Below are 19,651 nucleotides of genomic sequence, written 5' to 3' on the forward strand. Positions count from 1 at the left end.
CGTCATTCCTCTCAGGGTTGCTGGGGAGCGGCTTATAAACTGAGGGAGTGACGGCCATGATGATGCAGACCGCAGGCGGACCTCGACTGGTCAGCCCGATCGATTTCGCCGAGCGCAAACGACCCCTGCCCCGGTCCACCTGGATCGCCATCGGCATCGTGGCCCTGGCCCACGTCGCGGTCGGTGCCGTGCTCTACTACCAGAAGGTCGAGGCCGAGACCGCGCCCACGCCGCCGGAACGGGTCATCGAGACGACCTTCTTCCGCCCGGAGCCAAGGCCTCTAAATCCGGTCAAGTCCACGACCCCTCCGGCTCCCAATCCCGACGTGAACCGCACGCCTCTGCCCGAGCAGCCGACGGAGACGCTGAGCACGGTCCCGTCGGCCACGACCGTCTCCGAACCAGGCCCGACCATCAACACGACGACGCTGGTCCCCTCGACCGAGACGACCGGAACGTCAAGCGAGCCGGTCGACACGACGCCGCCCGGCCCGCCGGTCATCACTTCGCCGCGCTGGGTCAGCCAGCCCAGCGGCGAGCAACTGGCGCGCGCCTATCCCGGCCGGGCGATCTCGCAGTCCATTTCGGGGTCGGCCCGACTCAGCTGCCTGGTTCGCGCCAACGGCACGGTGAGCGACTGCGCCGTCGTGTCCGAGACACCCGGCGGCTTCGGCTTTGGCCGCGCCGCCCTGGGCTTGACGCGGTATTTCCGCATGAGCCCCCGCACCGTGGACGGTCAGGCGGTGGATGGGGCCCGCGTCAACATCGGTCTGCGCTTCAATCTTCCGGAGGGGTGAACCGCAGCGGATCGAGGGCGGCCGCGTGTCGAGCGCGCGGCCGCCCTTCGATGCCGTCCGCCACGACCCGACCCACCATCGGCCCCAGCAGCCAGCCGTTCCGGCGGGGAGCCAGGGCGACGTGGATCGACGGATCGTCCGTCGGCCCGGCCATGGGCAGACCGTCCGGGCTGGCCCCCCGCACGCCCACCCGCCATTCGACGGCATCCTCGATCGTCTGGCCCAACAGCCGTTCGGCCATCCGGATCAGGCCTCTCGACGCCTCGGGATCGGGTCTGGGATGCCGCTCGCCCTCGACCATGGTCGCGCCGATCAGGGTCGTCCCCGCAGATCCTGGGACGACATAGACGCCATCGCCTCTTAGAACCCGGTGCGTGAGAGGTGACGCGATCCTGCCGATCTGCCCCCCGATCGGCGAGACGCGGCGCAGGATTCCGGCGACGGCCTCCGGCAGCCCCGGAACAGAACCCGCCGTCCCGTTGGCCAAGACCAGGGTCCGGGTCGTGATCGCGCCACCGTCCATATGCAGCCGCCACGCGTCCGTGACCCGCTCCATCCGGGCCAGCCTTCGCGGCAGGCTCGGCGAGTCGATGGAGGCGGCCAAGGCGGACAGGGCCTGCGACGGGTCCAGCCGGACGTCGGACGGCAGATACAACCGTGCACCCTCCCACAGCGGCCGAAAGCCCCTGTCCACCAGCACGGACGCGGCCGCTTCCCGGTCGTCGCCCGCCCATTCAGCGGGAGTCAGGTCGAGGGTGACGCCCCGACGTGCAGCCAGGTCGGGCCATAGCTCCGCCGCCTCGCGAAACAGGGCCGCGACGTCCCCGCTCGGCAGGTCCAGCAGCGTCTCGGCGCCGGGGGCGATCATCCCCGCCGCGACCGAAGAGGCGTTCGGCTCGCCCGGATCGACGACACGCACATCATGTCCGCGCGCCGTCAGTTCGCTGGCGACGCAAAGCCCCAGCACGCCGGCACCGACCACCACGATGTCACAGGAAATATCAGCCACGGCCAGTCCTTCGACCGAGCGTCCGTCGATTTCAAGTCGAGACTGACCTTGGCCCTATTCCGCCGCGATCGCCGCCGCCTGGTCCGCGATCCGCACCGCCGCCAGACGCTCGGTCAGGGCGGCGTGCTGGGCCCACAGGGCCTTGGGCAGCCGGTCGCCGAAGCGAACGTAGAATGGCGGGATCAGCCCGGCCTCCTCGGTCCAGACCTCGGCATCGACCTCCAGCAGGGTCGTCAGATCGGCCTCGCTCAGCGATAGACCGTCCACATCCAGCGCACCCGCAGCAGGCACCCGCCCGACCGGCGTATCCACGGCCTCGGCCTCGCCATCCAGCCGCTCGGCGATCCATTTCAGAACCCGCGCATTGTCGCCGAATCCCGGCCAGACGAACTTGCCGTCCTCGTCCTTGCGGAACCAGTTGACGAAATAGATGCCCGGCAGCTTGGCAGGATCGGCCTTGGCCCCAAGCGACAGCCAGTGGGCGAAATAGTCGCCCATGTTGTAGCCGCAGAAGGGCAGCATGGCGAACGGATCGCGGCGCAGTTCGCCGATGGCGTTCTCTGCCGCGGCCGTACCTTCGGACGCCACGGTCGAGCCCATGAACACCCCGTGTTCCCAGTCGAACGCCTCGGTGACCAGCGGCACGGCCGAGGCGCGGCGGCCGCCGAACAGGACCGCGTCGATCGGCACACCCTTGGGATCCTCCCATTCCGGCGCGATGGTCGGGCACTGGCTCGCGGGGGCGGCGAAGCGGGCGTTGGGATGGGCCGCCGGCTCGCCAGAGGCAGGGTCGTGCGCCACGCCCTTCCAGTTCGTCATGCCATCAGGCGCGGTCTTGGTCAGACCCTCCCACCACACGTCACCGTCCGCAGTCAGGGCGGTATTGGTGAAGACGGTGTTCGTCGCCAGGGTCGCCAGCGCGTTCTGGTTGGTGTTGCGGCTCGTGCCCGGCGCGACGCCGAAGAAACCTGCCTCAGGGTTCACGGCGTACAGGCGCCCGTCGTCGCCGAAGCGCATCCAGGCGATGTCGTCGCCGATCGTCTCGGCCTTCCATCCCGGCAGCGTCGGCTGAAGCATGGCCAGATTGGTCTTGCCGCAGGCACTGGGGAAGGCGGCGGCCATGTATTTCGACCGCCCCTTGGGATCGGTCAGTTTCAGGATCAGCATGTGCTCGGCCAGCCAGCCCTCGTCCCGGGCCATGATCGAGGCGATCCGCAGAGCGTAGCATTTCTTGCCCAGCAGGGCGTTGCCGCCATAACCCGAGCCATAGGACCAGATTTCGCGCGTCTCGGGGAAATGGACGATCCATTTCTCGGCGTTGCAGGGCCAGGCGACGTCCGCCTGTCCCTCGGCCAGGGGCGCGCCCAGGGTGTGGACGGCCGGCACGAACACGCCGTCGTCGCCCAGGGCTTCCAGCGCCGCCGCTCCCATCCGGGTCATGATGCCCATGGAGACCGCGACATATCCGCTGTCGGTGATCTCGACACCCAGAGCCGACAGCTCCGAGCCCAGCGGTCCCATGGAGAAGGGCACCACATACATGGTCCGCCCGGCCATGCAGCCGTCGAACAGACCGTCCAGCCGCGTTCGCATCTCGACCGGATCGGCCCAGTTGTTGGTCGGGCCGGCGTCGATCTCCTCGGCCGAACAGATGAAGGTCCGGCTCTCGACCCGCGCGACGTCCTTGGGGTCCGAGGCGGCGTAATAGCTACCGGGACGCTTGTCCTGGTCCAGCGCCTTCAGCGTGCCCTTGTCGATCAGGTCGGCGACGATCTCGGCCTTCTCGGCCTCCGATCCATCGCACCAGTGCACCCGTGCCGGCTTGGTCAATGCAGCGATCTGTTCCACCCACGCGATCAGGCGGGCGTGTCGGGTCGGCGCAGGGCTAAGCCCTGCGATGGTCGAGATGGAAGCCAAGCGAACTCTCCTGAACGTCGGCCCGGCCGGTCTGACGCCGCCGTGGACCGCCTCTTTTGTAACAGCGCCTCACGGCCCGTTACAGGCGCAATGCCACCCGCGATGCCGCCGCGTCAACCGGCGCAGGATTTCACCCACCGCCCGCCTGTCCATCGTGCCGCCAAGGTCGAATCCAGTCGCGCGATGGCGCGAGCCCCTGTATCTGCAACGCTGTGCAGACGCTCGATCCCATCACGCTTGCCGCGCCCAGCGGTGCCATGGCCTCTCCCGCCGTGGCCCGGAACACCGATCCGATCCTGGCGGTGCTGAGGGCGCACCTGCCTGCCAGGGGCCGCGTGCTGGAGATCGCATCCGGTTCCGGCGAGCACGCCGTCGCCTTCGCCCGCGCCCTGCCCCTGACCACCTGGACCCCCAGCGACCCGTCGCCCGAGGCCCGCGCCAGCATCGCCGCCTGGGCCGCAGAAGCCGCGCTGCCGAACCTGAAGCCGGTGATCGACCTCGATGCGGCCCGTCCCGACTCCTGGCCCGGTGTCGATGTCCAGGTCATCGTCTGCATCAACATGATCCACATCAGCCCGTGGTCGGCGACCCAGGGGCTGATGGCCGGGGCCGGCCGCGTCCTGCCCGACCCTGGCGGCCTTCTGGTCCTTTACGGTCCTTTCCGAGAGACCGACGTGCCTCTGGCCCCGTCAAACGAAGCCTTCGATGCCAGCCTGAAGTCTCGCGACCCCGCGTGGGGCCTGCGCGAGGTCGAGGCCGTCGCCGCCCTGGCCAAGACGCATGGCCTGCACCTGACCCGCCGTGCCGAGATGCCCGCCAACAACCTGTTGCTGATGTTCCGCCGTGTCAGCTGAGCCTCTGGAGCGCGCCATGAAGACCCTCGCCCCCCTGATCGCCATCGGTCTGGCCCTCGCGCTCGCCGCGCCCGCCGCGATGGCCCAGACGGCGGCGCCGGCCCAGGCCGCGCCCGCCATCGTCGCCGCTCCCTCGCCGCCCTATGGCACGCCGATCTCCCTGGAGGCCGCCCAGGCCCTGATCGACCGCGCGGTCGCCGCCGCCGCGCGTGGCAACTTCCGCATGGCCGTCGCCATCGTGGAGCCCAGCGGCGAACTCGTCGCCTTCGCCCGCATGGACGACACCCAGTACGGCTCGATTCTGGTGGCCCAGAAAAAGGCCCGCACCGCTGCGCGTTACCGCCTGGCCACCTCGGTGATGGAGGAGCGGACGCTGGCCGGACGGATCGTCAGCATCGCCAACGACGACGCCCTGCCGATCGCGGGCGGCATCCCCATCGTGGTCGACGGTCGCATCGTCGGGGCCATCGGTGTCTCCGGAGCCTCTGCCGCCCAGGACGCCGAGGTCGCCACGGCTGCGCTTTCGGCCGACTGACTTGGCCCTCTCCCGCCTCTACGACGGCCTCGAACCCAGCCGCATCAACAAATGGCTCGGTCAGACCGGCGTCTGCTCGCGGCGAGAGGCGGATGCCCTGATCGCCGATGGCCTGGTCTCCATCGACGGCGAAGTCGTCACAGACGCCGGCCGAAAAATCGAACCCGGCCAGACCCTGACCCTGTCCGACCGCGCGGAGACCGCCTTGGCCGCCGGGATCACCGTCGTGATCCACAAGCCGGTCGGCTATGTCTCCGGCCAGCCCGAGCCGGACAAGATTCCGGCCGTCCGCCTGCTGACATCCGCCAACCTGATTGGTCCAGGCACCGCGCCCGACGCAGACACTTCCCTGCCCCCCATCGGCCGGCTGGACGAGGATTCGCGGGGCCTGCTGATGCTGTCGTCCGACGGGGTGGTGGCCAAGGCGGTGATCGGTCCGGAGTCGAGGCTGGACAAGGAATACCTTGTCCGCGTCGTCGGCGACGTGACGGAGAAGAAGCTCGCCCTGCTGCGCCACGGCATCATGCTGGACGGCCGCCAGCTGAAGTACGCCAAGGTCAGCCGCATGGAGCAGCAACGCCTGCGCTTCGTCCTGACCGAGGGCCGCAACCGCCAGATCCGGCGCATGTGCGAACACGCCGAGCTGGAAGTCATCGACCTGCTTCGCATCCGCATCGGCCCGATCCGGCTGGATGGTCTGAAAGAAGGCCGCTGGCGCATGCTGACGGCCGAGGAACGAGCGGCGCTGCTGGTCTGATCGGCGGACGCCGCCTGTCCGAGACGCAGGGTTTAAAAGATGCACGTTTGCGTCGAACCTGTAACCGCTTACAGTTCCTGCAAAACAAGACGACCGGGATGGAACAAACATGGCCGACGTGGCCCTCAGCGGCATTCGCAAATCGTTCGGTGCGACCGAGGTGCTCAAGGGCGTCGACCTGACCATCGGCGACGGCGAATTCGTGGTCTTCGTAGGCCCGTCCGGCTGCGGAAAATCCACCCTGCTGCGCGTGATCGCCGGTCTGGAACAGGCCGACGCGGGTCAGGTCTCGATCGGCGGCACGGTCGTCACCGACATGAGCCCGTCCGACCGGGGCATCGCCATGGTGTTCCAGTCCTACGCGCTTTATCCGCATATGAGCGTCTATCAGAACATGGCCTTCGGCCTGACTCTGGCCAAGGCGGACAAGGCCGAGATCGACCGCCGGGTGCGGGCCGCCGCCGAAACGCTGAACATCACCGAATACCTGGACCGCAAGCCCAAGGCCTTGTCCGGCGGCCAGCGCCAGCGTGTCGCCATCGGCCGCGCCATCGTGCGCGAGCCCGAAGTCTTCCTGTTCGACGAGCCGCTGTCAAACCTGGACGCCGCCCTGCGCGTCCGCATGCGCTACGAGTTCGCGTCGCTTCACGGGCGACTGAAGACGACCATGATCTACGTCACCCACGACCAGGTCGAGGCCATGACCCTGGCCGACCGGATCGTGGTCCTGAACGGTGGCGTGGTCGAGCAGGTCGGGGCACCGATGGAGCTCTATGAGAATCCCCGCACCTTGTTCGTGGCCCAGTTCATCGGCAGCCCCAAGATGAACCTGATCACCGGCGAGGTGATGGAGGCCTCATCGACCCGCGCCGTCGTCCGGACCCCGGCGGGTGAGACGATCACGGTCGCCGCCCAGGCCTCGAACGCCAAGGTCGGTCAGCCCATCACCCTGGGCATCCGACCGGAGCATCTGACCCTGTCCGGCAAAGACGGCGTCATCGCCGTGACCGTCGCCTTCGTCGAGACCCTGGGCAATGCCACCTATGCCTACGTCACCCATCCCGGTTCGCCCGAGACCCTGACGGTCCAGCTGCCCGGCGACGTCCGCCCGACGGTGGGCCAGGCGCTGACCCTGCACATCGACCCTGATCACGCCCACCTGTTCGACGGCGACGGGATCGCCTTCACGCGCCTCTGACGAAACGCCGCACCGGAAGGTGCTCAAATGCGGAACCGTAGCCGTTGGCGCGCGCTATCACGGCAGCCTCCCCGGCGCTTCAGATCAGAAGGACTTTCATCATGACCGACCAACGTATCGAAGGTGCCGCCAACGGCATCTCTGGCAAGCTCAAGAACGGCCTCGGCAACCTGACCGGCGACACCAAGCTGCAGGTCGAAGGCAAGTTCGAGGAAGTGAAGGGCAAGGCGCTCGACGCCTATGGCCGCGCCATCGACAAGCTGGACACCCTGGCAGAGCGCGCCCCCGCCGACCTGCGCCAGCCGATCAACACGGGCCTGGATTTCGCCCGTCGCAAGCCGCTGCTGACCACGGGCATCCTGGCGGGCCTCGCCTTCTTGATCGCCGGCTCGGGCCGCCGCCGCTACTAGGCTTCAAGCCTGCAGACAAACGAAAGGCCCGGGATCGCTCCCGGGCCTTTTTTCTTGTCTCCTCCCCGTCGCGTAGCGATGGGGAGGGGGACCGCCCGCCTCTTGGCGGGGGTGGAGGGTTCTCGACGCCCCACCGCCCTTGAGCGCCTCAAGAACCCCTCCGTCAGCTCGCGAAGGGCTCGCTGCCCCCTCCCCATTTCTGCGAGACGGGGAGGAGACGCGACAGACTACACCGCCACCCCATCCACCGTTTCCTTGGCCGGAGCACCCGCCGTCGGCGTGATGTCGAAGGCGATCTTGCCGTCCTTGAGCTCGACCTTGACGTGGCCGCCGCGCGTCAGACGTCCGAACAGGATATCGTCGGCCAGGGGCTTCTTGATGTTCTCCTGGATGACCCGGCCCAGGGGGCGCGCGCCATACAGTTCGTCGAAGCCGTTCTTGGCCAGCCAGTCGGCCGCGTCGTCGGTCAGTTCGATGGTGATGTTGCGATCCGCAAGCTGGGCCTCCAGCTGCAGGACGAACTTGGTCACCACCTGACGGATGACCTCCGGCTGCAGGGCCTTGAAGCTGACCACCGCGTCCAGACGGTTGCGGAACTCCGGCGCGAACAGGCGCTGGATGGCCTTTTCGTCCTCGCCCTCGACCTTGCCGCGACCGAAGCCGATGGAGGCCCTGGCATTGTCGGCCGCGCCCGCGTTGGTGGTCATGATCAGGACCACGTTACGGAAATCGACCTTTTTGCCGATGGCGTCGGTCAGCATCCCGTTGTCCATGACCTGGAGCAGGATGTTGTAGACGTCGGGGTGGGCCTTCTCGATCTCGTCCAGCAGGACCACGGCATGAGGGTGCTGATCGACGGCGTCGGTCAGCAGGCCGCCCTGGTCATGCCCGACGTAGCCCGGAGGCGCGCCGATCAGGCGGCTGACCGTGTGGCGCTCCATGTATTCCGACATGTCGAAGCGCAGCATCTCGATGCCCAGGGTCGAAGCCAGCTGCTTGGCCACCTCGGTCTTGCCCACGCCGGTCGGTCCGGCGAACAGGAAGGATCCGATCGGCTTTTGCGGATCGCGCAGGCCGGCGCGGGCCAGCTTCATGGCGGAAGCGACCTGTTCGATCGCCGCGTCCTGGCCGAAGACGGCCCGGTTCAGGTCGGTCTGAAGCTCACGCAGGCCCTCGGTGTCGGACTTGGAAACCGACTTGGGCGGAATGCGCGCCATCTTGGCGATGACGGCCTCCACTTCCTTCTGGCCGATGACCTTCTTCCGCTTGTTCTCGGGGAGCAGCATCTGCGACGCCCCCGCCTCGTCGATCACGTCGATCGCCTTGTCCGGCAGTTTGCGGTCGGTCATGTAGCGGGCCGACAGCTCGACCGCCGAACGGATCGCCGCATCGGTGTAACGCAGCTTGTGGTGACCCTCGTAGGCGGTCTTCAGGCCTTTGAGGATCTTCACCGTGTCCTCGACCGTCGGCTCGTTGACGTCGATCTTCTGGAAGCGCCGCACCAGGGCGCGGTCCTTCTCGAAGTGCTGGCGGTATTCCTTGTAGGTCGTCGACCCCATGCAACGCAGGGTGCCAGAGGCCAGGGCGGGCTTCAGCAGGTTCGACGCATCCATCGCCCCGCCACTGGTCGCACCCGCGCCGATCACCGTGTGGATCTCGTCGATGAACAGGATCGCGTTCTCGTGGTTCTCGAGTTCCTTGACGACCTGCTTCAGCCGCTCCTCGAAGTCGCCGCGATAGCGGGTGCCGGCCAGCAGCGCGCCCATGTCGAGGCTGTAGATAGTCGCGCCTTCCAGCACCGCCGGGACCTCGTGGTTGACGATCTTGCGCGCCAGGCCTTCTGCGATGGCGGTCTTGCCGACGCCGGGCTCGCCGACCAGCAGCGGGTTGTTCTTGGTCCGGCGGCACAGGATCTGGATCGAGCGATCCACCTCGGCCTGGCGGCCGATCAGCGGGTCAATCTTGCCGTTGCGCGACTTCTCGTTCAGGTCGACGCAATAGGCTTCCAGCGCCTCTCCGCCCTGTTTGACAGCGGCGGCGTCCTCGGCCTCCTCCGGGCTTTGACCCGCGACCTTGGGCGGACGCGGCTCGCCACCACCGGCCTTCTTGGGAATGCCGTGGGCGATGAAGTTGACCGCGTCATAGCGGGTCATGTCCTGTTCCTGCAGAAAGTAGGCGGCGTGGCTCTCGCGCTCGCTGAAGATGGCGACCAGCACATTGGCACCGGACACTTCTTCGCGGCCCGAGGACTGGACGTGGATCACCGCGCGCTGGATCACGCGCTGGAAGCCGGCGGTCGGCTTGGCGTCCTCGCCGTCCGACGTCGCGAGCGCGGCCAGATCGGTGTCGACATACAGCGTCAGCGCGGTCTTCAGCGCGGAGAGATCGACGTTGCAGGCCTTCATCACCGCGCCGGCGTCGGCGTCATCGACCAGCGCCAGCAGCAGGTGTTCGAGCGTCGCATACTCGTGGCGGCGTTCGTTGGCATAGGAGACCGCGCGATGCAGGGTCTCTTCGAGAGGACGTGAAAACGAGGGCATGGGGAGATCCTCTCAGTCTTTTTCCATAGTGCACTGTAACGGGTGCTGGTGACGGCGCGCCGTCTCGACCACCTGGGCGACCTTGGTTTCGGCCACCTCGTAGGTGAAGACGCCGCAGACCCCGACGCCATGCTGGTGCACATGCAGCATGATGCGGGTCGCGTCCTCGCGGCTCTTCTGGAAGAACCGCTCCAGCACATAGACGACGAATTCCATCGGCGTGTAGTCGTCGTTCAGGATCAGCACCCGATACAGCGAGGGCTTCTGAACCTTGGGCTTTGTCTCGGTGATGGTGGCGGCACCCTGGCCACCCCCATTCTGTTCACCTGGCCTTCTTGTCGGCATCTACGTTCCGGTTGGGGAGTTCGAATGACTAGATAGGTGATGATGGCCTGATTTGAAGGGACGTCCAGTCACAGGTTGATGTGACGCATGCGAAAAGGGCCCCGGCGTTTCCGCCGGGGCCCCTCGTTACGCTACAAACTAGTTCAGGCTTAGCGGGCGGCCTGGAAGGTCTCGACGGTCGCGGTGACGCGCTCGTTGATCGGCTTGAAGCTTTCCTTGACCGATCCAGTCAGAGTCTCGGTCATCTTGGTGACTTCCGAGAGGTAGGTTTCCATCGCCGACTTGGCATAGTTGGTCTGCAACTCGATCAGCTCCTGGACCGAACGCGCCTTGGCGATCGTCTGGGCGGCGGCGACGCCGTTTTCCCAGCTGGTCTTCGAGTAGGACAGGGCCTGGGCCGACAGAGCCTCGACGCCCTTCTGGGCGGCGGTGGCTGAGGCGGTCAGGGCTTCCAGATTCTGCTTCGAATGGGCCGAAAGTTCGGCCATCGAGGCCGAGGTCTTGTCCATGGTCTCGCGCAGGGCTTGCGTGCCCGTGGCTTGCATCTTCTCGGCCTGGGCCTTGAACTGCTCGCCCTGGACCTTGGCGGTGGTGGTGGCGGTTTCGACGGTCTTCTTGATGGTTTCGGCGCTGTCAGCCATGTGAAGTCTCCTGAACCTGATGATCGCGGTTGGCCCGCGGAATGTTGCTCGTCCCAGGCGATTCTGGTTCGATGCCGCTCATATGGTGCAAGTGCGAAGACGCGTCAAGAAGATTGTGCAGTGCAACATTTTGGTGACCGCGCCATCAGATTCCGGCCGTTCAAATCTGCGTTGATCTCTGCTTAACCACCCTGAAACCTGCGGCTCCCATGCTAAGGGATCAATTGCGACGCGCCGGGGGGCCGCCGCCGCGCCACAAACGATGAGGCTTCGATTGGCGATGATGCGTGACCGTTCGTCCTTCCCGCGCCGCCTGATGGCCCTCGGCCTGACCCTGCTGGTGCTGGTCGGCCTGTCGGGCCCGCTGGCCACGACACGGGTCGAGGCCCAGTCGGGCGAAAACAGTCGCTACGCCGCCATTGTCGTCGATGCGGGAACTGGAGAGGTCCTGTTCGCCCGTCACGCCGACAGCCAGCGTTATCCCGCCTCCGTCACCAAGATGATGACCCTGTATCTGGTGTTCGAAGCTCTGGAAAAAGGCACCGTCCATCTGGATGACGTCATCACCGTTTCGCCGCTCGCCGCGTCGCAGCCTCCGTCGAAGCTGGGACTGGCGGCCGGGCAAACGATCCGCCTCGACGATGCCATGCGCGCGACCACCGTCCGGTCCTGCAACGACATGGCCATGGTGCTGGCCGAGCACATCGGTGGATCCCAGGCGCGGTTCGCCGCCATGGCCACGCTGAAGGCGGAAGAGCTCGGCATGGGCCAGACCCGCTACGTCAACCCCAACGGCCTGCCCGACAGCCGCCAGCTGACCTCAGCCCGCGATCTGGCCATCCTGGCCCGCGCGATCATGCGGGACTATCCCCAGTACTACAGCTATTTCGGCATCCACGACTGGCAGTATCAGGGCCGGGAGTATCGCAACACCAATGGCCTGCTGCTGGGCGGCAACGGCTATGACGGCATCAAGACCGGCTTCACCAACGCGTCCGGCTACAATCTGGCGGCCTCGGCGGTGCGGGGCGGCAAGCGGGTCATCACCATCGTCCTGGGCGGTCGATCCAGCATCACGAGGAACGCCCACGTCGCCGCCTTGATGGACACCGGCTTCGAAGTCGAGACCCGCCGTGCCGCGGGCGAGCGGATCGAGGTGGCCCAGACCTTCTTCGAACAACGCGGCTTCGGCATCGGGGAGCCGGACGGCGGCGCCCCCGTCGCCTATGCGGCCCTGAACGGACAGCCCGCGCCGACATCGCCGAGCACCGCTACCGTTACCTCGACCGCCCCGGTCCTGGCCGCATCGAACACGCGGCCGCCGGTCACAACACCTCCGGGCTACGGCCCCAACGTCGTCCCCTACCAGACAGCTGTAGCACAGACGCCCGCCCCGGCCCCGCGACAGACCGTCCCGACACCAGCGCCGGTCCAGCGAGCCGACGCCACGCCCTCGCGCGGAAACCTGACCGCCAGCCTCAACAGCGGCGTCACGACCTCGGCGACGGGCTCGCTGAACCGGCCCGGCACCGCCGTCGCCAATCCCCCGCGTCCAAGCGCGCCCACGACCGCCGCCGGCCGCTGGGCCGTCCAGGTCGGTGCCTTTCGCGATGCCACCGTCGCGCGCGACTGGCTGACGGAGGTCAACCGTCGCTTCCGCACCCAGTTCGCATCGGCCGAGCGCACCGTCGTGGACGCCGCCGGCTGGCACAGATCGCGTTTCGTCGGCATGACCCAGGCCTCGGCCGAGAGCGCCTGCGAAGCCCTGTCGGCCCGCAACATCACCTGCATGGTGGTGCGCCCGGGGGCGTAACCCCCGCCCCGGACACGACGACACTCCACCATGCGCCACCCCCGGCCCGACAGTCTGGAAGCCGCTCTCGCGCGGGTCTTCGAGGATCAGAACACCAAGGCCAGCTGGTTCGCCCTGACCGGCGGCGAACTGCTGTTCTCCGCCGGAGAGGCCCCGGACAGCCTGTATCTGGTCCGCTCGGGTCGCCTCGGCGTCTTCCGACAGGAGGACGACCAGCCGCCCAGGTTCCTGGGCGTGGTCAAGCCGGGTGAGCCTGTGGGCGAAATGGCTCTGATCGCGGGCACCCCCCATACTTCCAGCGTTGTCGCCCTGCGCGACTCCGAGATCCTTGCCCTGCCCGCCGAGACCTTCTTCGACGCCGTCAGGACCCAGCCCGAGGTCATGCTGGAGCTGTCCCGGCTGATGCTGCACCGCGCTCGAGAGCGCGCGCCGGGCGTCACAGCGCCCAGCGTGTTCGGCTTCATCTCGGTTCGAAACCGCCCGATCCGCGCCTTTGTCGAGCGTGTCGCGGCGGCGGTCGAAGCGCTGGGCTTCACCTGTCAGGTCATCGACCATTCGGCCCTGTCGTCGGTGTCCGAGTGGTTCTCCCGGATGGAGGATACGCACGACTTTGTCTTATATGTCGCCGAACTGGACGAGCCATCGTGGGCCAATCTGTGCGCTCGCCAGGTAGACCGACTGTTCGTCGTCGGCGATGCCCTGACGGCCCCGCCCAAGTCCGTTCCCAGCCGGACCGCGCACGGCCTGCAACAGTTCACCGACCTGATCCTGCTGCGGGATCCGCGCATGTCGCGGCCCGCCAACACCTCGGTCTGGCTCAACGCCATCAATCCCGGCCGCTGGTTCCACGCCATGGAGGCCGACCCCAACGACGCCGCGCGGATCGCCCGCGTCGTCACGGGCACGGCAATCGGTCTGGTCCTGTCGGGTGGCGGTGCCCGCGCCTATGCTCACGTCGGCGCGGTGCGGGCTTTGAGGGAAGCGGGCGTGGCGTTCGACTTCCTTGGCGGGTCGTCCATGGGGGCCGTCATCGCCGCCGGCCCCGCCCTGAACTGGTCGGACGAAGAGCTGGACGCCCGCATCCGACGCGCCTTCGTCCGCTCAGACCCCTTGTCCGACCTGGCCTTCCCGATGATCGCCATGACCCGCGCGGGCAAGGTCGCGCGCCTGCTGGAGGAGGCGTACGGCGACATTGACATCGCCGACATGCCCCTGCCCTTCTTCGCCGTCTCCTCCAATCTGACATCCGGCCGGATCGAGGTGCATCGTCGGGGCCTGCTGCGGCGCGCCATGCGGGCATCCATCTCCATCCCTGGCGTCATGCCTCCTGTGGTGATCGATGGTCAGGTCCTGGTGGACGGTGCCGTCATCAAGAACTTCCCCAGCGACGTGATGCGCCAGTTCAATGCGGGGCCGATCATCGGCGTCGACATGTCACAGATGCGGGGCGTCGATCCGGGCGCTCTGGAGAACCCGCCGTCATGGTGGCGCTGGATCGCGTCGGGCGCCTGGAAAAAGGGTCCGCCGATCGTCTCCATCCTGATGAGGGCCGCGACCATCACCACCGACGCGGAGATGGAAACCTCGCGCGCGGAGACCGATCTGTTGATCCTGCCGATGCCGGAAGGGTCAGACATCCGGGACTGGAAGACCTACGATCCTGTCGTGGCCTCAGGTCACGCGGCTGCGGTGGAAGCTCTGGCCGAACTCGAGGGTCCGATCGAAACCCTTCGCAAGCGTATGCCGGACCCCATGGAGACGTCACCCGGGCCATCGGCAACGGCCGCCATCCCCCTGACCCCGGCCTAACCCCCGGCCGCGTTCGCGTCGGTCCAGGCCACGATCTGGCTATTCAGGTCGCGCGTCGCGACGTCATAGGCATCGACGATCGTGGCGATGCGGTTCTCGCTGGCGGGCTGGCTGATCTCGAAGGTCTGCTCGGCCAGCACCGTGCGTTCGGGAAAGCGCAGCAGACGCGCCCGCGCGCTCAGCACCACCGTCGGCACAGCGCCCGCTGTCTCATAGCGGGTCTCGAAGCTGCGTATGTCGATGTCCAGCACCCGCGTCGTCGGTGTCAGCTCACGCCGCCCGATCAACCGCACCGCCCGCGACTGCCCGGCGAATGCGCTCTCCAGGCTCGAGACATACAGCTGCGACGCCGGCGAGACCCAGCGCGCGCCCTTGATATAGGCCGCTTCGGTGGCCGTCACGCCCAGCAACCGGTCGCCCTGGGACGCCTGAGGGAACTCCACGGCGCGCAGCTTCACCTGCACCGGATCGGCCGCCGCCTGGGTCGCGGCCGCACCGACGGCACCGAAGCGATACAGCTGCACCGGATCGGGCGAGGACAGAAGGGCACAGCCCGACAGGGCGACGGCGACGCCTGCGGCGGCAAGAATTGAACGGATCATGGCTGGACCTCCAGTTCCTGGGACGGCGGCCGTCCGATGAAGTCTCGCGGGCTGGCTCGCACGTCATCGACCAGACCCTGCAGCGAATCCGTCGCCTCCTGCAGACCCTGGATGGCGTCGAGCAACTGCGGAATGCCGTTGGTGGCCAGTTCACCGGCCGGACCTTCGAGACCCGTCGCCGTGCGATTGATGCTGGCGATCGCGGTCCGCGCATCGGCAGCGGCGGCGTTGATGTTGGCCACGGCTTCGGCTCCATCGCCGTTGACCAGGCGACGCGCGTCCACGCCAAGCGCCTGATATTCGCCCACGGCCGCATTGGCCTTGGTCAGGGCCTCTTCCAGTTCCTTGAACATGCCCTTGCGCGCTTCCAGCTCGTTCGACATCGATTCCACGTTCTTGAAGGTGGCGGAGATGCTGCGGATATTGTCATCGGACATCACGCGATTGATCCGGTTGAGGGCGTCCACCGCCTGGGCCAGCACGGTGCCCGATCCGCTCAGTAGCTCGGCGAACGGAGAGGCCTGGCTCTGGATCACCGGTACGACGTCGTCGGCGTACTGCGTTTTCAGCAGCGGACTGCCGGGCGTGCCGGCGGTGATCTGGACGAAGTTCAGGCCCGTGATCCCCTGTGGTTCCAGCTGTGCACGGCTGGTGACCCGCACCGGCGTGGTGGCGTCCAGACGCACGCGGGCGATGACCTGGTCACCGCGGTTCGGGTCCAGGTTCAGGTCGGTGACCTCGCCCACGCGGATGCCGTTGAAGTGCACCTCTCCGCCCTCGGACACGCCGTTCACCGGACCGGTGAACACGATGTCGTACAGGTCGTAGCTGTCGTTGAACTGCAGCCGGGCCAGCCAGATGGCGAACACGGCCAGCGCCGCCAGCAGGGCGACGGTGGCAATGCCGACGGCGGCGTAATGTGCGTCTCGTTCCATCTCGTTCTCGTCCTACGCAGCCTTGGTGGCGGCGCGACCGCGCGGCCCCAGGAAGTATTCCTTGATCCACGGGTGGTCGGATTTCTCCAGTTCCTGCACCGTGGCCTTTTCCACCACCCGCTTGTCGGCCAGCACCGCGACCTTGTCGCAGATGGCATACAGGCTATCGAGGTCGTGGGTGATCATGAAGACGGTCAGACCCAGGTCGTCCGACAGCTTCCTGATCAGTTCGTCGAAGGCCGCGGCCCCGATCGGATCCAGCCCCGCCGTCGGCTCGTCCAGGAAAAGCAGCTCGGGATCCAGCGACAGGGCGCGGGCCAGGCCGACGCGCTTTCGCATCCCGCCCGACAGTTCGGCCGGCTTCTGGTGATGGCTTTCGGGTTTCAGCCCGACCATGGCGATCTTCATCTCCGCCAGTTCGCGGATGGTGTCTTTGGGAAGTTTCGTATGTTCGACCATCGGGGATGCGACGTTGTCGAGCACGCTCAGCGAGCTGAACAGAGCCCCCTGCTGGAACAGCACGCCCGTGCGGCGTTCGATGTCGGCGCTGTCGGCCTCCGACAGGTCGCCCGTGTCGTGACCGAAGATCTTCACGGTGCCGCCGTCGGGTTCCTTCAGACCAATGATGGTGTTCAGCAACACCGTCTTGCCGGTGCCGGAGCCGCCGACGACGCCCAGCACCTCTCCCCGGACCACGTCCAGATCGAGGTTGTCATGGATCACCTGCTCGCCGAACTGGCTGCGCAGACCACGCACCTCGATCAAGACCTCTGTCTTTTTCGCCGCGTCGTTCGCGGGCCGGGTAGCGGGCTGGTCTGTCATATGTCGAGCTGCAGATAGACGAGGGCGAACACGGCATCGAGGAAGATGATGGCGAAGATGGCCTGCACCACGGCTGCCGTCACGCGCCGACCCAGGCTCTCGACATCGCCCGACACAGCCAGGCCCTGGCGACAGCCGATGGCGGCGATGACGATGGCGAACACGGGTGCCTTGGACAGTCCCACCATCATGTGGGTGAACATGTCGGGCGTATCGACCATGCGCTGCAGGAAAAAGGCCGGCCCCAGCGCCAGCTGGCTCCACGTCACGATAAGCCCGCCAAACAGGCCCGCGATCATGCCGACGAACGTCAGCAGGGGCAGCATCACCAGCATGGCCGCCAGACGCGGGATCACCAGCGCCTGGAACGGATCGACGCCCATCACCTGCATGGCGTCCACCTCCTGGTTCATCCGCATCGACCCGACCTCGGCCGCGAACGACGATGCGGACCGTCCGGCCAGCAGGATGGCGGTGATCAGCACCGCCAGTTCGCGCAAGATCGACACACCGATCAGATCGACCGCGAAAACCCCGGCCCCGAACTGGGTCAGCAGATCGGCGCCCAGAAAGGCGATCACGGCACCGATGAAGAAGTTGGTCACCGCGATGATCGGCATGGCGTCCAGCCCCGACCGCTCGCCCTGGCTGACCCACGCGGGCCAGCGGATCGCGCCGGGGTGCCGCAGCGCATTGCCGGTCGCCGCCATCAACCGCCCCAGGAAGGCCATGGACAGCAGGAACTCGGCCGCCGCGTCGTGCACGCCGTGGCCCATCCGGGCGAACATGCGGGTCAGCGAGGCCTGCCGCTTGGGGGCCGGCATCGACTTGCGCTCCAGCGTCTCAACCATGTCGTAGATGCGACCCGCCTCCGGCCGTGCGCTCCAGGCGTCCTTGGGCAGGGTCAGGTCCGACGCCTGAACCAGGGCCAGCGCACCGGCGGTATCGAACCGTCCAAGCTCGCTGAGATCGACTGACTGGATTGTCCGGCCCGATAGCCCGTCCGACAGCCGACCGGCTGTCCGACCCAGCGACATCGTCGTCCAGTCGCCCGTCAGACGCAGGACGGAGCCGCCACCCTTCGCATCGTCGATCTGGAAGTCAGCGCTGCTCATTCGCCCTCCATAGCGGAGCGCGACCGAATCGCCCATGCCCCGCGCCAGGACCCGGCGCACATGGTTCGGCAGGCGTCATTGTTGAGCCACAAGCGGTGCATCGGGTCAGAGCAGCGCTCGGACCTTGACCAGATCGCGCACGAAGGCGGCGCGTTCGCGGACCTTTGCGTCTTCGTCTGGAAGTCGCAGCAGATAGGAGGGGTGAACCGTGACCATGGCCCGAGAACCGTCCGGCAACGGCAAAGGTTCCCCCCGCGCCTTCGTCACGGCGACCTTTTGATTCAAAACGGCAAATGCCGCCGTCGCGCCCAGCGTCAGGATCAGGCTGGGCTTGACCAGGACGCGCTCCTGATCCAGCCACCAGCGACAGGCTGTGACCTCGCCCGCGTTCGGGGTCTTGTGCAACCGCCGCTTGCCGCGTGGTTCGTGCTTGAAATGCTTGACGGCATTGGTGACGTAGACGTCCGACCGGTCGATTCCGGCCTCCTCCAGCGCCGCGTCCATCACCTGTCCCGCCGGCCCCACGAAGGGCAGACCCGCAAGATCCTCCTGATCCCCCGGCTGTTCGCCGACGATCATCAGCCTGGCCCCCACCGGCCCGACGCCACAGACCCCCTGCGTCGCATCGCGCCACAGCGGGCAGCGGCGACAGCCCTGGATCGCCTGTCCCAGTTCGCCCGGATCGGAGACGATGCGTTGATCGTCCAGACCGCCGCCAGGCGCGTCGGGCGCGACCGCTGCGGCCAGCTTCGCGTTCGGCTGCGACGGCGCGCGATCAACCATCATCTCGGTCCGATCGCGCGAAGCCGCGATCAGTTCCGGTATCAGCGAGGCCTCGGGCAGGTTCTTCCAGTACCGCTTGGGCATCTCGCCCTGCATGGTCTTGGTCTTCAGCCGCGCCGGATTGAAGGTCGAGGCATAATAGGTCTTCCAGAATTCCTCGATCTCGTCGTCCTTCGGCGCGTCTTCGGGCCGCGCGCCGGGACCGAACGTCAGGCTGTCGCCATCCCAGAAGGCCGAGCCCTCCGGCGTCAGGATCGACCACCGCATGCTGGCGAACCGGCGCACGAAAAAGGGCGCGGTCTTTTCCAGCACCCGATGCGCGGGTTCGAGCCAGGCGACATAGGCCTCGCCCTCGGCGTCGTGCACCAGCCGGAACCGGACGAAGGCCTTCATCTTGTGCGAGGCGCGACTGACGTTCTTGGCCCGCTCCAGGGCGTCGGCGACATCGGCGTCCGACGTGACCTTCATCAGGTCCGGCTCCTCCCGCAGCCGCCACAGCATCCGGTACATCAGGTCGAACCGGTCCGCCGACCGATGCAGGATCACCTCCCTGGCCATATCGACGAAGGCCTTGGGCACGGTAAAGGCGGTTTCCTGCGGCCGGTCCGACGGGATGACCGGGCCGTCGTCGAACAGCGACCCGGACCCCTCCCCACCTGACACCACGAACCGGGCCGACGCCGGTTCGACGCCCCCCAGCCGGAACCGCCGCGCGGCCGCACGCCAGTCGTCGAAATCCGTCTCATGGGCCAGTTCCGCGGTCGCCATC

18 protein-coding genes are annotated in these 19,651 nt (G+C 67.1%); 8 read left to right on the forward strand and 10 right to left on the reverse strand.

The window, feature by feature from the left end; all coding sequences use genetic code 11:
* Positions 1-56: 56 nt before the first annotated feature.
* Positions 57-797, forward strand: a complete 741-nt coding sequence (locus tag AC1DW4_RS11985) for a TonB family protein (protein ID WP_477017492.1) — start codon at positions 57-59, stop codon at positions 795-797.
* On the opposite strand, the gene AC1DW4_RS11990 is transcribed toward AC1DW4_RS11985, so the two are convergent.
* Positions 778-1,806 (reverse strand): NAD(P)/FAD-dependent oxidoreductase, encoded by a 1,029-nt coding sequence (locus AC1DW4_RS11990; RefSeq protein WP_477017493.1) that lies wholly within the window; start codon positions 1,804-1,806, stop codon positions 778-780. The genes AC1DW4_RS11985 and AC1DW4_RS11990 overlap by 20 nt on opposite strands.
* Positions 1,807-1,860: 54 nt before the next feature.
* On the reverse strand, positions 1,861-3,723 hold the full coding sequence (locus tag AC1DW4_RS11995; protein WP_477017494.1) for a phosphoenolpyruvate carboxykinase (GTP): 1,863 nt from the start codon (positions 3,721-3,723) through the stop codon (positions 1,861-1,863).
* Positions 3,724-3,980: 257 nt separating this feature from the next.
* Between AC1DW4_RS11995 and AC1DW4_RS12000 the strand changes: the two genes are divergently transcribed.
* From AC1DW4_RS12000 to AC1DW4_RS12020, 5 genes are all read left to right on the forward strand, one after another.
* Entirely contained in the window at positions 3,981-4,577 is a 597-nt protein-coding gene (locus tag AC1DW4_RS12000) for a DUF938 domain-containing protein (protein ID WP_477017495.1), read from the forward strand.
* A 16-nt stretch (positions 4,578-4,593) separates the two neighbouring features.
* Complete coding sequence (locus AC1DW4_RS12005) at positions 4,594-5,112, forward strand: GlcG/HbpS family heme-binding protein (protein ID WP_477017496.1); 519 nt, start codon at positions 4,594-4,596, stop codon at positions 5,110-5,112.
* Between the two features lies 1 nt (position 5,113).
* Positions 5,114-5,869 (forward strand): pseudouridine synthase, encoded by a 756-nt coding sequence (locus AC1DW4_RS12010; RefSeq protein WP_477017497.1) that lies wholly within the window; start codon positions 5,114-5,116, stop codon positions 5,867-5,869.
* Positions 5,870-5,978: 109 nt separating this feature from the next.
* Positions 5,979-7,067, forward strand: coding sequence for an ABC transporter ATP-binding protein (locus tag AC1DW4_RS12015; RefSeq protein ID WP_477017498.1), 1,089 nt, complete (start codon positions 5,979-5,981; stop codon positions 7,065-7,067).
* A 101-nt stretch (positions 7,068-7,168) separates the two neighbouring features.
* Complete coding sequence (locus AC1DW4_RS12020) at positions 7,169-7,477, forward strand: CsbD family protein (protein WP_477017499.1); 309 nt, start codon at positions 7,169-7,171, stop codon at positions 7,475-7,477.
* Positions 7,478-7,704: 227 nt separating this feature from the next.
* On the opposite strand, the gene clpA is transcribed toward AC1DW4_RS12020, so the two are convergent.
* From clpA to AC1DW4_RS12035, 3 genes are all read right to left on the reverse strand, one after another.
* Positions 7,705-10,017 (reverse strand): ATP-dependent Clp protease ATP-binding subunit ClpA, encoded by a 2,313-nt coding sequence (gene clpA, locus AC1DW4_RS12025; RefSeq protein WP_477017500.1) that lies wholly within the window; start codon positions 10,015-10,017, stop codon positions 7,705-7,707.
* Positions 10,018-10,029: 12 nt separating this feature from the next.
* Positions 10,030-10,362 (reverse strand): ATP-dependent Clp protease adapter ClpS, encoded by a 333-nt coding sequence (gene clpS, locus AC1DW4_RS12030; RefSeq protein ID WP_477017501.1) that lies wholly within the window; start codon positions 10,360-10,362, stop codon positions 10,030-10,032.
* A 149-nt stretch (positions 10,363-10,511) separates the two neighbouring features.
* A complete protein-coding gene (locus AC1DW4_RS12035; protein ID WP_477017502.1) occupies positions 10,512-11,003 on the reverse strand; it encodes a phasin family protein in 492 nt (163 codons plus the stop codon).
* Between the two features lie 280 nt (positions 11,004-11,283).
* Between AC1DW4_RS12035 and AC1DW4_RS12040 the strand changes: the two genes are divergently transcribed.
* Both AC1DW4_RS12040 and AC1DW4_RS12045 read left to right on the forward strand, forming a co-directional pair.
* A complete protein-coding gene (locus AC1DW4_RS12040) occupies positions 11,284-12,816 on the forward strand; it encodes a D-alanyl-D-alanine carboxypeptidase (protein WP_477017503.1) in 1,533 nt (510 codons plus the stop codon).
* Positions 12,817-12,846: 30 nt separating this feature from the next.
* Positions 12,847-14,625 (forward strand): patatin-like phospholipase family protein, encoded by a 1,779-nt coding sequence (locus tag AC1DW4_RS12045; RefSeq protein ID WP_477017504.1) that lies wholly within the window; start codon positions 12,847-12,849, stop codon positions 14,623-14,625.
* Here AC1DW4_RS12045 and AC1DW4_RS12050 read toward each other — a convergent pair.
* The 5 genes from AC1DW4_RS12050 to AC1DW4_RS12070 all read right to left on the reverse strand — a co-directional run bounded on the left by AC1DW4_RS12050 (position 14,622) and on the right by AC1DW4_RS12070 (position 19,650).
* On the reverse strand, positions 14,622-15,227 hold the full coding sequence (locus AC1DW4_RS12050; protein ID WP_477017505.1) for an ABC-type transport auxiliary lipoprotein family protein: 606 nt from the start codon (positions 15,225-15,227) through the stop codon (positions 14,622-14,624). The two genes, AC1DW4_RS12045 and AC1DW4_RS12050, sit on opposite strands and share 4 nt — an antisense overlap.
* Complete coding sequence (locus tag AC1DW4_RS12055; protein ID WP_477017506.1) at positions 15,224-16,162, reverse strand: MlaD family protein; 939 nt, start codon at positions 16,160-16,162, stop codon at positions 15,224-15,226. The genes AC1DW4_RS12050 and AC1DW4_RS12055 overlap by 4 nt, the downstream gene beginning before the upstream one ends.
* Before the next feature lie 12 nt (positions 16,163-16,174).
* The gene (locus AC1DW4_RS12060; protein WP_477017507.1) at positions 16,175-16,984 is read right to left on the reverse strand and encodes an ABC transporter ATP-binding protein; all 810 of its coding nucleotides are present in this window, start codon (positions 16,982-16,984) and stop codon (positions 16,175-16,177) included.
* On the reverse strand, positions 16,981-18,099 hold the full coding sequence (locus AC1DW4_RS12065; protein ID WP_477017508.1) for an MlaE family ABC transporter permease: 1,119 nt from the start codon (positions 18,097-18,099) through the stop codon (positions 16,981-16,983). Before AC1DW4_RS12065 ends, AC1DW4_RS12060 begins: the two co-directional genes overlap by 4 nt.
* Positions 18,100-18,204: 105 nt before the next feature.
* A complete protein-coding gene (locus AC1DW4_RS12070) occupies positions 18,205-19,650 on the reverse strand; it encodes a UdgX family uracil-DNA binding protein (protein ID WP_477017509.1) in 1,446 nt (481 codons plus the stop codon).
* Position 19,651 lies beyond the last annotated feature (1 nt).

It is taken from the genome of Brevundimonas sp. P2_A6, from assembly GCF_056404975.1.

Bases quoted from the DNA above. Each gene is read 5' to 3' on its own strand.
- AC1DW4_RS12070 (WP_477017509.1), bottom strand. From the start codon at position 19,650: ATGGCGACCGCGGAACTGGCCCATGAGACGGATTTCGACGACTGGCGT.
- AC1DW4_RS12055 (WP_477017506.1), bottom strand. From the start codon at position 16,162: ATGGAACGAGACGCACATTACGCCGCCGTCGGCATTGCCACCGTCGCC.
- AC1DW4_RS11985 (WP_477017492.1), top strand. From the start codon at position 57: ATGATGATGCAGACCGCAGGCGGACCTCGACTGGTCAGCCCGATCGAT.
- AC1DW4_RS12045 (WP_477017504.1), top strand. From the start codon at position 12,847: ATGCGCCACCCCCGGCCCGACAGTCTGGAAGCCGCTCTCGCGCGGGTC.
- AC1DW4_RS12020 (WP_477017499.1), top strand. From the start codon at position 7,169: ATGACCGACCAACGTATCGAAGGTGCCGCCAACGGCATCTCTGGCAAG.
- AC1DW4_RS12015 (WP_477017498.1), top strand. From the start codon at position 5,979: ATGGCCGACGTGGCCCTCAGCGGCATTCGCAAATCGTTCGGTGCGACC.
- clpA (WP_477017500.1), bottom strand. From the start codon at position 10,017: ATGCCCTCGTTTTCACGTCCTCTCGAAGAGACCCTGCATCGCGCGGTC.
- AC1DW4_RS12060 (WP_477017507.1), bottom strand. From the start codon at position 16,984: ATGACAGACCAGCCCGCTACCCGGCCCGCGAACGACGCGGCGAAAAAG.
- AC1DW4_RS12065 (WP_477017508.1), bottom strand. From the start codon at position 18,099: ATGAGCAGCGCTGACTTCCAGATCGACGATGCGAAGGGTGGCGGCTCC.
- AC1DW4_RS12005 (WP_477017496.1), top strand. From the start codon at position 4,594: ATGAAGACCCTCGCCCCCCTGATCGCCATCGGTCTGGCCCTCGCGCTC.
- AC1DW4_RS12000 (WP_477017495.1), top strand. From the start codon at position 3,981: ATGGCCTCTCCCGCCGTGGCCCGGAACACCGATCCGATCCTGGCGGTG.
- AC1DW4_RS12040 (WP_477017503.1), top strand. From the start codon at position 11,284: ATGATGCGTGACCGTTCGTCCTTCCCGCGCCGCCTGATGGCCCTCGGC.
- AC1DW4_RS12035 (WP_477017502.1), bottom strand. From the start codon at position 11,003: ATGGCTGACAGCGCCGAAACCATCAAGAAGACCGTCGAAACCGCCACC.
- clpS (WP_477017501.1), bottom strand. From the start codon at position 10,362: ATGCCGACAAGAAGGCCAGGTGAACAGAATGGGGGTGGCCAGGGTGCC.
- AC1DW4_RS12050 (WP_477017505.1), bottom strand. From the start codon at position 15,227: ATGATCCGTTCAATTCTTGCCGCCGCAGGCGTCGCCGTCGCCCTGTCG.